Raw genomic sequence first — 15,040 nt, 5'->3', positions numbered from 1 at the left:
TAGTACAAGTACTCGCCGATGAAAAGGAAGAGTTGAAGCACTTAGCGGCGATAAAGCCCCTTTCCCTCGATAAACAGGAGAACCTCTGCTGGGAGGAAAAACTGAACATTTTTTTGTTCCTTGATGGCGTTTCGGAGAAAGGTAGAGGATATTTCCATCAATGGTGTTTCCGTCATATGGATGGACGGGTGACTTTCCAATTCTTTGTCTGAGTAGCCTGGTCTGGGGTAGACATATATTTCGTATTCCCTTAATATAACTTCATAGTTCTTCCATTTTCGGAGACTTAGGAGGTTGTCACTACCCATAATGAGCACAAACTGCTGTTTGGGATAACGTTCTTGCAGGTGGATTAACGTATCGATGGTATAGGAGGGCTGTTCCAAATGAAACTCGAAATCACTAGCCTTGATGCGTTCAGCGTTCCCCAATGCCAAGTGGGTCATTTCCAGTCGGTCGTACATGTTAGCTAGGCTGGCTTTGTTCTTCAAGGGATTGTGCGGAGATACTATCATCCACACTTCATCCAGGTCGGTGAAGTTGGCCATATAGCTGGCTATAACCAAATGCCCTGTATGTATGGGGTTGAAGGAACCAAAAAACAAACCGATTTTAGCCATACCTTTCCTAACGCTACTATCCCAAAAATTCCAATAGAAGCTTCTCAGCATCCGCACAAGCTACATCAAGATCGTCATTTCTTAAAATAACGTCAAACTGCTGCGAATAGCCCAGTTCCTTATCTGCCTTTGCAATACGCTCCTTTAACTTTTCGTCACTATCGGTTCCTCTGCCACGCAGGCGTTCGACAAGTACATCTACGGAAGGGGGTTGCACAAAAATAGCCAGCGCCTTATCGCCAAATTTATGCTTGAGACGTAGACCACCTATGACATCAAGATCAAAAATGACTGCCTTTCCCGTAGCCCATATGCGTTCGATCTCCGAGCGGAGCGTTCCATAAAAGGTTCCGGTGTAGACTTCCTCAAACTCTACGAATTCCTGTTTGGCTACACGGTGCAGAAACTCCTCTTTGCTTATGAAATAGTAGTCTTTCTTGTCGATTTCCCCTTCTCTAGGTTGGCGGGTACTGGCCGATATGGAAAAAGCAATTTTGTCTGGATACTGATGGAGCAAGTGTTTTACTATTGTTGTCTTTCCAGCTCCTGAGGGCGCCGAGAATATGAGCAATTTACCTGACATGATTACGGTATTTGGCAATTACAAAATATTGAGTAGTTGTTCTTTTATCTTTTCCAATTCTTCCTTCATCTGCACAACGATTTGCTGTATCTCAGCATCGTTGGCTTTGGAGCCTAGAGTGTTGATTTCGCGCCCCATTTCTTGGGATATAAAACCGAGCTTCTTTCCGTTGCCTTTGCCTTCAAGTGCTTCCAGGAAATAGTTGCAGTGCGTTCTCAACCGTACTTTTTCTTCGGTGATGTCCAGTTTGTCTATATAATAGATCAGCTCCTGCTCGAAACGGTTCTTGTCTATGTTCTCTTTGCCCACGACTTCATCAAGGTAATGCGCTATGCGCTCCCTGATGAGCGGGATTCGTGAAGTTTCATTGCTTTCCACTTCTCCCAGTAATCTGACAATGACATTGGTTCTTGCAGAAAGGTCCTTTTTCAAGGTTTCTCCTTCATCTTTTCTGAAAGACTGAAAGTGCTCAACGGCGGCATAGAATGCCTTCAATAGGTCTTCCCAGTCGGCCTCTTCCAGTTGCTCTTCGGCATAGGTTACTACTTCTGGCAAGGTGAGTACTACCTGCAGCAGGTTTTCACTTTTGTCCCCCAGCGTCTCTGCCACCTGCTTCAGCTGCTCGTAATAGGCTGTTAATAGTGCCTTATTGATGTTTGCAGCTTTGGCTACTTGATCGGTGTACTCAACGGTAATGATAATGGATACCTTGCCCCGTTCCAGTAGACGGGTACACTCGTTACGAAGGACGAGTTCTTTTTCGGAAAAGGATTTTGGCAGTTTTAGCCCGAGTTCCAGAAACTTGGAGTTTAGGGATTTTATCTCTACCGTATATTTTGCCTTGGCACTTTCATGGGTGGCCAAGCCAAAACCCGTCATGGATTGAATCATGTGCAAAGATAGCGAAAGGAAGCGTAAAAAAAAGGCTAGCGGATACCCGACTAGCCTTTCAATCATAGAAACTAAAAAACTATTCGCTTCTTTCTGGCCCATTGATGACCACCGTAGTGGTTGTCAGTTCAAGGGGCATGGGGATGCCTGGATTTTTCACGACGGAACTTACGGGCAGCTGTATGCCTTCATACTCCTTATAAACCTTGTACTCGGCTTCGCCCGAGGAGGCAGACTCACTTTTCAGCTTCAGGCCACTGCTTACGCTATAGTAGTTGACGGAGGCGCCTCCGTCCGTGGGCGTCACCTTCACTTTATAGGCATCTTCGCCATTTACCTTGCTGATACCGTCAAGTTCCAACGTAGCCTTGTTTTCGGCATAGTGTAGCTCGGGGAAGATCTGGATGGCTTTTACCATGGTATTGTGCATCTCGGCAGGGGCCTCCTGGCTTTGTCCTTGCTGCGTCATGATGGTTTTTTCTTTGGTAGTTACTACCTTGGAAAGCAACTGGTCTCCCATTTTTACTTCCTGTATAGCAAGTTCTTTTTCCTCATCGTTATACGATTCGATGCCGAGTTTCATCCCTTGCAGCTCTGTTTCGTTGACAATGGCAATGCGCTTGACAGCGGAGAGCTTCTCTTTGCCGCCTATGGCTGCTATGTATTTATCTACGATGCCCTGTGCGGTGATGCTGGCATCATCTACTGCTACCTTCACTTCGGGGTTTCCCTCGATGTCATAAAATTTCACTTCTCCCAACTGGGTCACTTTGTCGGCAAATGCATCTGTATTGCCGACTATGATGAGATAGGCTTTATCTGCACTGATAATGCTAGGGGCTAAAGTGTTGGCCTGCTCTAGCGTCACGGCGTCTATATTCTTCAGGTAATTCTTGTAGAAATCCTTAGGCAGCTTATTCAGCTCCGAGTTGATGGCAAAGCTGGCAATCGTGGATGGCTGCTCCAAAGATCGTCCGAAATTGCCCATCAGTGTTGCCTTTGCATCGTCTAGCTCCGCTTGCGTAATGGTTTTTTGACCCAATTTCTCCAACTCGCCTACCAATGCCAGTGCGGCACTGTCGGTCACCTCGGTACGCACGCTGGCACTGGCGCTGAAATTGCCTATGTACCGGCTTGGTGAAAGGGAAGAATAGGCTCCGTAGGTATAGCCTTTTTCCTCGCGCAGCTTTTGGAAAAGACGACCGGCACTCCCGCCCCCCAAAATGTTGTTGACGATGGCCGCGGGGATGACATTGGGGTCATTTGGCTTCAGGTCTACTGGGTACGCCAGTTTCACAATAGATTGCACACTGGTAGGGCGGTTTACCAAGGCTATTTCTCTTTTGGTGGGTAGCTCCTTAGTGGTAAAGGCATGTTGTGGCACATCACCTTTCTTCCAAGCCCCAAGATATTTATTGATGAGCTCTTTGGCCTGTTTTACGTTGATATCGCCAACGATGGCCAGGTACGCAATATTCGGTTTGTAGTAGCTGCTGTAGTATTGCTTCACATCGTCAAGACCGATGTTCTTGACTGTGGCTTCGGTTTCGGTTTCCCCGTATGGAGTATCTTTGCCATACAATACGGCATTGCTCACATTGGACATGATGGCGTTCGGGTCATCTTTGGATGAGGCGATACCCGATAGTTCTTGTTTTTTCAATTTTTCCAGTTCTTCTTGCGGAAATACGGGATTCAACAAGATATCCGTAAATAAGGACAGCAATTGATCTTGGTATTTTGTCAGGGATGATGCGTTGGCCGAGCTGGATGAAAAGGAAATCCTTCCTCCTATCATATCAATGGACTCATCTATTTCATCTTTGCTTTTGCTGGTCGTTCCGCCCATCATCATATTGCCCACCAGGGAGGTAAGTCCGGCTTTGTCTCCCTCAAATAAAGGGTCTCGGTCCAACACGAGCGAGTAGGCGACACGCGGTAGTTTATGGTTTTCCACGACGAATACCTTCAATCCGTTGTCTAGGGTGAAGCTTTCCGCTTCTCCTATGTTGATTTGGGGAGCTGGGCCTGGTGCTGGATATTGGCTGCGATCTACCTGAGCGAAAGCCGAGGCAATCGATAGTAAGAAAAGGCTTATATAGCAATTTATCTTTTTCATAATATATTGGGATATCTATAAGTAGGTGTTTTTTTACCGACTTCTTGATTTTTAACACAAAATTAGTTCTTCTCAGCTGCTTTGGGTAGGTAATGAAGTACTACACGGCTGTTTTTGTCGAGGTACTCATTAGCAACCCTTTTTATGTCCTCTTTAGTCACTTTGTTGTATTTGCCGAGTTCCTGGTTCACTTCATTGGCATCGCCAAAATAGACCTTGGCTTCCGCTAAGCTTTGTGCAATACCGGCGACGGAAGCATTTCTGTTTACGACGGCGTTTTCTACTTGTGCCTGCAATTTTGCAAAGTCTTGTTCGGTAATACCTTCCGCTTTCACTTTTTCTACCAATTCGTCCATGGCTATTTCCAGTGAATCAATAGAAACACCCATATTGGCCAAACCGAAGAAGATGAATAGTCCGCCATCTTCCAGATCTAGTGGCAAAGCCTGAATAGCGACAGCCTTTTGTTGGTTGTCTACCAATTGCTTGGTTAAGAGGGAACTTTTTCCTCCAGCCAAATAAGTGGATAGCATATCTAAGGCGTAGCTGTCTGGGTGGTCTTTTTTTGGCATGTTATACGCTTCTACTACCGCGGGCAATTGGATGTTGTCATAGATGACATCTCGAATTTCTGCAGTTCTCTTTGGTTCGCTTACCTGAGGTCTATTGATTTGCTTGGTGCTCCTTGGAATTTCGGAGAAATACTGGCGTACCCATTTTTCTGTCTGGTCGTAATCAATATCGCCGGCAATCGTTAGAACGGCATTGTTTGGTACGTAGTAGGTCTTGTAGAAATCCATAAATTCACCCAAGGAAGCCGCGTTCAGATGGTCCATGCTACCAATAGGTGCGGACTTGTAGGGATGTACTTGGTATGCCCGTTTCAATACTTCGAGCAAAATAGTTCCATAAGGCTGATTGTCATAGCGTTGACGCTTTTCTTCTTTCACTACTTCTCTTTGGGTTTCCACGCCTATGGAATCTATTTTGGCGTGGAGCATACGCTCGCTTTCCATGTAGAGCGCTGTTTCCAGGTAGTTGGACGGTACTACCTCATAATAGTATGTCTGATCGCTAGAAGTGAAAGCATTGAGCGTACCGCCGATAGACTGTATTTTCTTCATGTACTCACCACGACCGATATTTTCACTCCCCTCAAACAGCAAGTGTTCAAAGAAATGTGCAAAACCCGTCCGCTCGGGATTTTCGTTCTTGGCCCCGACGTGATAGAATACGGATACTGATGCAATAGGGGTCGATTTGTCTTGATGCATAATGACATCAAGGCCATTGTCAAGTTGAAACTCCTTAAACTTGACGGCCGTCTGTGCAAGGCTATTTAAGGCTGTCCCCGTAAGGGAAACGCTCATCGCTACGGCAAAAATGTACTTCTTCTTCATACTTCCTTTGTGTGTTTTTGGTAATTAAACAGGATATCGATTGATGTAACTTAATTATTAGACAAATAGCGAATAATATTGTTACAAAAAATGCAGAAAAGACCTAATATGCTTTCTTTTTGCACGATACAAAGGAAGAATTGGTTCTTTGGGCTCTTTACATGGTATCCTTTGGAGAAACAGGACTTTTTATTGCCAAATTTATTGTATTTTTGGTAGAAAACTTTTTATAGGATAAGGAATGTGTCAAAATGAATAAAAATTTACAACTTGTCGTTTTAGCGACTTTTAGTTTCTTGTGGGGCAGTGCAGCTTTTGCACAAGAGAATCTAACCTATCAGATGCCGCCAGAAAGCATCAGGGAGCTGGTGGATGCTCCTAGTATTCCAAATGTGAGATTTAGTGCCGATGGTAGCAGGATGCTTGTGCTCACCTCACCAGAATATCCGAGTATACAGCAAGTGGCACAGCCTGTTTTGGGTATTGCCGGATTGCGTATCAATCCCTCTACCAACTCTGGAACGGTGGCTACGACCTACACCAAATTTGTCTTGAAGAATGTAAAGACAGGGATGAATGTGCAAATACAGGACATGCCTGCCGATTTGCAGTTGGGTAATGTGAGCTGGAGCCCCAATGAAAAATTCATAGCTTTTACAAATACTACCCAAAAAGGGGTGGAGCTATGGCTTATCGACCTAAGCAATAATAAGGCGAAGAAATTGGTGGACAATTATCTGAACGATGCCTATGGCCCTACTTTCCAATGGAGCCAAGATGGAAACAGCTTATTGGTACAATTGGTGCCCTCGGGTCGAGGAGCAAGACCAGCGGAAGAAATGGTGCCTACTGGGCCCGTTGTACAGGAAAACTTGGGAGGAAAAACACCATCACGCACTTATCAATACCTGTTGAGAAATCCGCATGATGAATTGGTGATGGACTATTTTCTGAAAAGTCAGTTGGCACGCGTGGCCTTAGATGGCCAAATCACCAATTTGGGGCAACCCAAGATCTATCGATCGTTTAGCTATAGTCCTGATGGTAAATATTTGTTGGTGCAAACTGTAGAGAAGCCCTATTCCTATTTGGTACCCATACAGTCGTTTCCATACCACTCTAGCCTGCTGGATGCCAACGGGACTCTTGTAAAGGAACTCTATAAGGCCCCTTTGGCTGACAATCTTCCTACCGGTTTTGACGCTACGACCACCGGACCAAGGTCTTACGGCTGGCGAAGTGATGCCGATGCAACGCTGTATTGGGTAGAGGCATTGGATGGAGGTAATCCAAATAAAGTCTTTGAGAAGCGTGATGCAGTTTTTACTTGGCAGGCACCTTTCAAGGTAGAACCTAAAAAGTTATATGAAACAACCTGGCGTTATGGCAATATACAATGGGGCAATGAGGACTATGCAATCATTAGCGAGCATTGGAGAAAGGATAGAAAGGAAATAAAAACACTGATCAATCCGAATACGGGTAAGGTTGTTAAAAAGATCTCTGAACGACTCACAGAAGATGGATATAGCGATCCCGGTGATTTTGTGCAGGGCTATAATAAAAATAAGAGAAGGGTATTGTTGTTTGACGGGAAAAAGCCGGTAGTGTATACCATCAGTATTGGCTCGTCGCCCGTAGGGGATAGGCCTTTCTTGATGAGATGGGATCTCTTGGCAGGTAAGACAGATACCTTATTTAGGTCGCAAGCACCTTATTACGAGTTTCCCGTGTATTATCAAGGGGGAGACGAGGTCTATATCTCGAGAGAAGCGGTAGATCAAGTGCCCAATTATTTTACGGTAAACCTAAAAAACAGAAATAGCAAGTCGATTACCAGTTTTGCCGATCCATATCCTAGCTTGCGTGGAGTCACCAAACAGCAATTGTCTTATCCCAGAAAGGATGGCATTAAGCTTACCGCGACACTGTATTTGCCAAAGGGTTATAAAAAGGAAGATGGTAGGCTGCCGGTATTGATGTGGGCATATCCCCGTGAATATAAGAGTCTGGAGGCTGCCGGCCAAGTCAAGGGCAGTCCGTATAGGTTTACCACCTTGGCATTTCGTTCGCCCGTTTTTTGGGTCACCAGGGGCTATGCCATACTGGACCAGACAGATATGCCCATTGTGGGAGAAGGCGATGAGGAACCCAACGATACGTTTATCCAGCAGATAAAGGATAATGCGGAAGCTGTCATCAATTATGTTGTAGATGATCTGGGGATTGCGGATAGAAATAAAATTGCGGTTGGTGGACACTCTTACGGAGCTTTCATGACAGCAAATCTATTAGCGCATACCGATCTTTTTGCTGCTGGGCTGGCCAGAAGCGGTGCTTACAACCGCACCTTGACGCCATTTGGTTTTCAATATGAATCGAGGACTTATTGGGAGGCGCCAGAGGTATATTACAACATGTCGCCCTTTAGCTTTGCCGATAAAATCAAAATACCACTGCTGATGACTCATGGCATGGATGACGAGAACTCAGGCACATTTCCTATACAAAGTGAACGTCTTTATGCCGCTATCAAGGGGCATGGCGGGATAGTACGGCTGGTACTGTTGCCTAAAGAATTTCACGGCTATCGAGCCCGGGAGTCTGTGATGCATACTTTCTGGGAAATGGATACGTGGCTGGAGAAATACGTGAAGAACAGGAAATAGAAAATACGTATGTACACCGAAAAAGGTCTTCCTTCGCAAAAAGGAAGACCTTTTTATTTAGATTGCCGATTATTTGATAATTTAGCGAGCGAAATAAATGCTAAGTATGGGCACTCAGGAACAGTTTATTGAGAAAATCACCGCTTCTTATAATCCGAAAGGAGCCTTTATAAATCTAGGATCAGGTATCTTGGATGGCCAAGTAATAGCCTCTGCCAAGGTCAACCTAGCCTTGAAAATAATGAACAGGCATGGCCTTATTGCGGGAGCCACTGGGACAGGAAAAACCAGGACGTTGCAGTTGATTGCCGAGCAATTGTCGGATGCCAATGTACCCGTCTTTATGCTCGATGTGAAGGGTGACTTATCAGGGCTTGAAGAACCGGGTATGCCAAATGCAGCTCTGGAAGAAAGAGGCATGGCATTGGGCGAACCTTTTGTTCCATCGGGTTTCCCCGTAGAATTTTTCTCGTTAAGTGGAAAACAGGGCATTCCCGTGCGCATAAAGATCATGGATTTCGGGCCTGTTCTGCTGAGCCGTATCTTGGATCTAAATGATACACAGGAAGGCGTGATGAACGTCTTGTTTAAGTATGCGTCTGACTCTAAATGGCCCATTATTGACTTAAATGATGTAAAGAAAATCCTCGCCTACTTGAGCAGCGGTTCAGGTGCGGAGCAAATAAAGGAAGACTATGGCAAAATCAGTTCTGCCACCTCAAGTACCATATTGAGGAAAATTGTATCCATAGAACAGCAGGGGGTGGGACATATATTTGGCGAGCCGGAATTGGATGTGCTTGATCTGTTTCAAAAAGTAGATGGCAAAGGAGTGGTAAGTCTATTGAATATTGCGGATGTGCAAGGACAACCGGTTGTTTTTTCTACTTTTTTGCTAGGTGTTCTTTCTGAACTGTATGACAGGTTGCCTGAGGTAGGAGATTTGGACAAGCCGAAATTGGTCTTTTTCTTTGATGAAGCGCATTTGCTTTTTAAAAATGCCAGCAAAGCATTTCTTTCCAAGGTGGAACAAATCATCCGCCTTATCCGATCCAAAGGGATTGGCGTATTTTTCTGTACCCAGGCAGCCACCGATATACCGGAAAGTATATTGGGGCAGCTGGGCAATCGTGTACAACATGCTTTAAGAGCATTTACACCCAATGACGCGGAGGCACTCCGTAAAACGGCACGGACTTATCCAAAATCGGATTTTTACGATATAGAGAAGATCCTAACCAGTTTGGGTACCGGGCAAGCCATGATTACAGTGTTGAACGAGAAGGGAATACCTACTGAACCGGTAGCCACCCACCTTGTGCCCCCTAGGGCCGTGATGGGGCCACTTTCGCCAGGTAAGTACAGCGACCTTTACCATGCCTCTGATTTATACATGAAATATATTGCCGAGCGCAAATCGCGGAGCGCAGCGGATCTTATTGATCAGCTGGGAGAGGATAGAAAGAAGGAAGATGCGAAAGTAAAGCCTGCTAATCCAGTCAAAAAACAAAGTTCCAATAGAGAAACCCCCATGGAAGCCATGACTAAAAGCGCAACCAGAACACTTGGAAGAGAGGGAGTTCGCCTTTTGACTCGTTTGGGTACGGCATTGATCACAGCGTTCATCAGCGGAAAGAAGAAAAGGTGAATGAAATTTGAATTTCACTGCTTTTTGTTTTAGGTTTGGCGCTTGCTTATTGATTAATTGTTAGATAAATAAAAATTGTGGAAGGTGCCTCGCATTTTTCCATTACGAGACGATAGTATAAAATGAAAAAACCTACTTTACTAATATTGGCAGCAGGGATGGCAAGTCGTTATGGTAGCATGAAACAAATAGATGGTTTTGGCCCACATAACGAGACGATAATCGATTACTCTATTTTTGATGCCATCAAGGCGGGCTTCGGCAAGGTCGTTTTTATAGTGAAGAAGGAGTTTTCCGAAAAATTTAAGCAGATCTTCGACGAGAAACTAAATGGACTGATAGATACCGATTATGTTTATCAAGGTTTCGATTTGAGAAAATATGGCATAGAAAAAGAAATCGTAAGAGAAAAGCCATGGGGTACTGGCCACGCGGTTTTGGAAGCCAGAGATCAGATTCACGAGCCGTTTTGTGTCATCAATGCCGACGATTTTTATGGGTATGAAGCATTTCATAAAATGGCCGAATTTTTAACCAAGGAGGTGAGGGACGATTATATGGCTTTGATGGGCTATAGGTTGGACAGGACACTTTCTGAAAATGGTACCGTTTCCAGAGGGGTATGTGAAGTGGACGCCGAAAACCACATGACGGCTGTCAACGAAAGAACAAAGATATACTGGAAGACGTCCGAAGAAGGGAAGAGAGAAATCGTGTACGAAGAAAACGGAGTAGAAACCGAGCTCTCGCCAGACAGAAGGGTGTCCATGAACTTTTGGGGCTTTACCCCAAAGGTATTCGCTGTGGCAGAAAAGTTGTTCAAAGAGTTTGTAGCGCTCAATGAGCACAATCCGAAAGCGGAATTTTATATTCCTAAAGTGGCCGATTACCTGGCCCAATCGGGAGAGACTACCTTTCGCGTGATACCTACGTCCGAAAAATGGTTTGGAGTCACCTACAAGGAAGATAAGGCAGTGGTGCAGAAAAATATTTCGGAATTGGTTGCCAAAGGGGTATACCCAGAGAAGTTGTTCTAAGCATCTAGCGCTAGTCTGGAAATACGGCGTTCTCATAAGGATATGTCGGTTAAATGTACCTGTCAATTCATGAGCTATTAAGTAATATTCATTTGCTTAATGGCTTTTTACTTCTATGGGGATTTGGTACCCGCATTCGAACAGTGGCAATGATGTGTATAAATTTGGCCAGCATTTTGTAGTATTGATTCAGCAATCCAGTCGTAATGAATAAAAAAAATATCGAGATTTTGAGGCGATTTTTTACTGTTTTTCTCTTACTGCTGTATACCTCATTGGCATCGAACTCCCGGGTTTGGGCACAGGAATTGGACCGGGGCGACACTTCAGCTCGTCCAAACGTCGTAGCAGAACATCTTTCAGACCTGGAAGTTAAGTATACTCCTTTTAAGACCAACTTCTTAAACAACATCAATGTGGCTACGCTGCATAAAGAACTGGAAAGCGTGCGGCAGATAAATCGAGGTGTCCATCTTCTTTTGGATAGCCTGGACAGCGAGCAACTGACCGATACCATTGATAGCCTTGCGGCTGTAACAGAAAAGACGGAGGCAAGGTTGACGGGCTTTTTAAATACGGTAGATGGCTATAAGAGTAGCTTGGAAAATGCCCTAGAGGAATTGAAACAACTGGATAGCGATAGCATTTTTACTTCCGGGAGAGAACAGCATAGAAATGCTGAACTGCTAAACCGGACCCATAATTTACGGTTCCAGATTCGGCAAACAGAACTTCAGGCTCAGCAAAAGCTAGATTCTATCAACATCCTTATTGGCAATACGAATGCTATCATTAACGACACCAAAGGAATCAAAAAGCGCATTGATGGAAACGTGCAGGTAGTAAAAGGAACCAGAAGCCGAAAGAATGCCGACTACATATGGTCCGCACCTAGGGTGTTGAATAAGGAAAATATAATGGGAAACCTGAGAACTACCTATCAGGAAACAGGTGGCGTAAGGACCTATCTGGAGCATACCGCATGGACAGGGAGGATACTGCTGCTTTTGCTGAGTGTCGGGTTTTTCTATTGGATATACAGCAATGGAAAAAGACTCTTTCAGGAGCAAGCAGCACCCGAAGCGCAAGGCACGCAGGCGATACCGGTGACAGCGCCGTATCCTTGGGGCAAGGATATGCTTCAAGCACTGGTGTTTTTTCTCACCTTGCTGCCTTTGTTTGCCGCCTATACGCCTAGCATCTTGGTGCAGGGGGCTCAGCTGCTCATCATCGTGCTGTTGATGTGGCAAGCAAATTATGTGTTGAACGAGGACAATCGCCGCCTGTGGCTGCTTTTGCTTATTTTCTATGTTTTTGTCATCGTGGCCAACTCATTGGTGGGCGACGGACTGATCATGCGCTTGATTACCTTGACTCTCAATGTTGTCAATTTGGTGTTCAGCTATCGCTTGCGAAAGGGCTTGAAGGAAAATAGCTCCCAATTCCAAATCAATAGGTATATCCACTTGTCTTTTGTCATCATCAACCTCTTGGCTATTTTCCTCAATGTAATAGGTTATGTGGAATATGCGCGATACTGGAGCATTGCGGGCGCGGTGGGCCTGGCACAGTCTGTGTCCATACGTGGATTTTCCAATATTGTCAAGGGGGCTTTTCAGCGCCAGTTTGAAAAGAGCAGATTGACTGGCGACCTGTTCGCCAACTTTGATGAGCGCAAAACCTTGCTCAAGGTACATAAGTATTTGGTCATCATTTGCCTGATACTGGGTATTATCGTACTTGCCATCAACCTACACCGGGTACAGGCTCTGTACACGGCGACGGAGGAGTTGCTGGGGAGTACTCGCAAAATCGGGAATATCAGTTTTACGCTTGGCAACCTGCTAGTTTGTGTTGTGATCATATCCTTGGCCAATTGGTTGCAGCGCAATCTGGGGATTTTCTTTGGAGACAAAAAAGCGGCGAGCGAGGAGAAGATGCAAACTGCCAATTCCTTGATGCCCTTATTCAGGCTTGTGGTTATTGTTATCGGCTTTCTGTTCGGCATCAGTGCCTTGGGGATTGGCGTGGATCGGTTGACGGTGATCATCAGCGCGCTTACCGTGGGTATCGGTTTTGGCTTGCAGAATGTATTCAACAACTTTGTTTCGGGCATCATCCTTATCTTCGAGAAGCCTTTCCGCAATGGCGATTACATCGAACTGGCGGACAAGAAAGGCTGGGTAAAGGAGATTGGTATTCGTTCCAGCACCCTGCTCACGGAAGAAGGAGCCGAAGTGATTATACCGAACGGCGACCTGCTTTCGGGAAGGCTGGTCAACTGGACATTAAGCGAGTCGACCAGTAAGATTGCCTTGACTATCTTGGTTGACAAGAAGGCCGATATAGAGATGGTGAAAAAGGCAATAAAAGAAGAGGTGAAAAAAGTGGACCACTTTGTGAAAGGCCGCCCTGTAGATATATTGACCGTGGGCGTGACAGCCGATAAGGTGCAGCTGAGAATAAGTTGTTGGATTGTGGACATATATAATCAAGATCTATTCAAAAGCCAATTGTTGGAAAGATTGAGCAGTAGGCTTGGTATCGACGATATAGGTCTAGTAAGTGCTTAGCACTACAGAAGTGGAGAGAGCAAACGGGCGATTTTCTCGGGAATCTGTTTGTAAAACTTACGTTGTACCCATTCCTTGGAGTTTAGCAAAGTAGCATCTTTGATGTCATCATAGAAAATGCTTTTAAGCCGTTTGGCAGTATCTATATCGTAAACGAGGGCGTTTACTTCAAAATTGAGTTCAAAGCTTCGCTGATCCATATTTGCCGTGCCTACACTCACTACGCATTCGTCTACCACGATAGTCTTGGCATGAACAAATCCCTTGTTGTACATATAGATCTCTACGCCGGCGGCCAGCAGTTCGGCGTAGTAGGAGCGTGCCGCCAAATCCACAAAATGGGAATCCGATTTTTCCGGTACCAGGAGTTTTACTTTTACCTTGCTCTGGGAAGCGACGATCATGGTATCTATAAGGCTCTCGCCGGGAATGAAGTAGGGGGTGGTGATCAATACCTCCTGTTGTGCCAGGTTGATGAGCTGCAGTAGGGAAAGCAAAATGGTGGGGTGGGGCGAATCCGGTCCGCTGGCGGCAATCTGCACAAGTGCATTTCCATCGGGCGAGGAGGTAGTGCAAAAGAAATCGCGCTTGATGATCAGCTGTTCTCCAGAACAGAAATTCCAATCGGCAATAAAAAGCGACTGCAAAAAATTGATGCCGGGACCTTCTATTAGCAAGTGTGTATCTCGCCAATATAGATGATCGTGGCTTGACGTATTCGAGTTGATATACCTATCGCTGATGTTGATTCCTCCCGTAAAGGCGATCTGCCCGTCAATGACGATGATCTTGCGGTGATTACGGTAATTGAGCCTATTGGCGAGCGCTATAAGCCTGATCTTGTAAAAGGGATATGCCAGAACGCCATTTTGCTGGAGTTCCGAGACATATTTACGTCTAATGGAGCTGCTGCCGAAATCATCATATATAAAGCGTACTTCTACGCCCTCTTGCGCTTTTGCGATGAGTATGTCTTTGATCTGATTTCCGATCGCATCATTCTCAATGATGTAATATTCCAGGTGGATATGCTTCTTGGCATTTTTCAATGCTGGGATGACAGCCTTGAATTTTTCCTCGCCGTTTAGGAGAATCTCCACTTTGTTGCCATTGCTGATGGGGCTAAAGTCGTTTTTTAGAAGGAGCTGTGCCAACTTGGTATAGGAAGCCAGTGGAGGGGCTATCTCCGAAATGATTTTTCTTGAACTAGTGAGGACTTGGTGCTGAATGCGATCATATAAACGTTCGTCTTCAATAATCTTTTTGTTGTACAGTTTCCTTTTTCTGTAGTTGATGCCAAAGGAAAAATAGATGGCCATACCCAATATAGGCAGGAAGATGGTAATCAATAGGTAGGCTAAGGTTTTGGTCGTGGAGCGTGTGTCGTAAATGATTCTTAGGCATACCAAGATAATGATAATGATATATACAATCTCGGCTATGAGTATCCAGTTGATGTTTAGATTTTCCATTTCCCCTATTGTGCGGGATAAATCTAGC

The 15,040-nt window shown here is 45.1% G+C and carries 10 protein-coding genes; 4 read left to right on the top strand and 6 right to left on the bottom strand.

All coding sequences use genetic code 11. The features are described 5' to 3' along the window. Positions 1–41 precede the first annotated feature (41 nt). From nadD to A37S_RS0103950, 5 genes are all read right to left on the bottom strand, one after another. Complete coding sequence (gene nadD / locus A37S_RS0103970) at positions 42–620, bottom strand: nicotinate (nicotinamide) nucleotide adenylyltransferase (RefSeq protein ID WP_028295860.1); 579 nt, start codon at positions 618–620, stop codon at positions 42–44. A 16-nt stretch (positions 621–636) separates the two neighbouring features. After that, the gene (gmk, locus tag A37S_RS0103965; RefSeq protein WP_028295859.1) at positions 637–1,203 is read right to left on the bottom strand and encodes a guanylate kinase; all 567 of its coding nucleotides are present in this window, start codon (positions 1,201–1,203) and stop codon (positions 637–639) included. Between the two features lie 18 nt (positions 1,204–1,221). Then, positions 1,222–2,094, bottom strand: coding sequence for a YicC/YloC family endoribonuclease (locus A37S_RS0103960; protein ID WP_084163742.1), 873 nt, complete (start codon positions 2,092–2,094; stop codon positions 1,222–1,224). A gap of 79 nt (positions 2,095–2,173) precedes the next feature. After that, the gene (locus A37S_RS0103955; protein WP_028295857.1) at positions 2,174–4,213 is read right to left on the bottom strand and encodes a M16 family metallopeptidase; all 2,040 of its coding nucleotides are present in this window, start codon (positions 4,211–4,213) and stop codon (positions 2,174–2,176) included. A 62-nt stretch (positions 4,214–4,275) separates the two neighbouring features. Next, entirely contained in the window at positions 4,276–5,613 is a 1,338-nt protein-coding gene (locus tag A37S_RS0103950; protein ID WP_028295856.1) for a M16 family metallopeptidase, read from the bottom strand. Positions 5,614–5,864: 251 nt separating this feature from the next. Between A37S_RS0103950 and A37S_RS0103940 the strand changes: the two genes are divergently transcribed. The 4 genes from A37S_RS0103940 to A37S_RS0103920 all read left to right on the top strand — a co-directional run bounded on the left by A37S_RS0103940 (position 5,865) and on the right by A37S_RS0103920 (position 13,540). Further along, complete coding sequence (locus A37S_RS0103940; protein WP_028295855.1) at positions 5,865–8,282, top strand: alpha/beta hydrolase family protein; 2,418 nt, start codon at positions 5,865–5,867, stop codon at positions 8,280–8,282. Between the two features lie 106 nt (positions 8,283–8,388). After that, entirely contained in the window at positions 8,389–9,930 is a 1,542-nt protein-coding gene (locus tag A37S_RS0103935) for a helicase HerA-like domain-containing protein (RefSeq protein WP_028295854.1), read from the top strand. Positions 9,931–10,052: 122 nt separating this feature from the next. Next, positions 10,053–10,967, top strand: coding sequence for a nucleotidyltransferase family protein (locus A37S_RS0103930; protein WP_028295853.1), 915 nt, complete (start codon positions 10,053–10,055; stop codon positions 10,965–10,967). A gap of 206 nt (positions 10,968–11,173) precedes the next feature. Then, on the top strand, positions 11,174–13,540 hold the full coding sequence (locus A37S_RS0103920; protein ID WP_028295852.1) for a mechanosensitive ion channel family protein: 2,367 nt from the start codon (positions 11,174–11,176) through the stop codon (positions 13,538–13,540). Between the two features lie 2 nt (positions 13,541–13,542). On the opposite strand, the gene cls is transcribed toward A37S_RS0103920, so the two are convergent. Then, positions 13,543–15,012: a cardiolipin synthase gene (gene cls / locus A37S_RS0103915; protein ID WP_211229715.1), complete on the bottom strand. Its 1,470-nt coding sequence runs from the start codon at positions 15,010–15,012 to the stop codon at positions 13,543–13,545. Positions 15,013–15,040: the final 28 nt, after the last annotated feature.

The sequence above is a fragment of the Olivibacter sitiensis DSM 17696 genome, from assembly GCF_000427965.1.
GTDB lineage: Bacteria > Bacteroidota > Bacteroidia > Sphingobacteriales > Sphingobacteriaceae > Olivibacter > Olivibacter sitiensis.
This window is presented reverse-complemented; position numbering and strand designations above follow the sequence as displayed.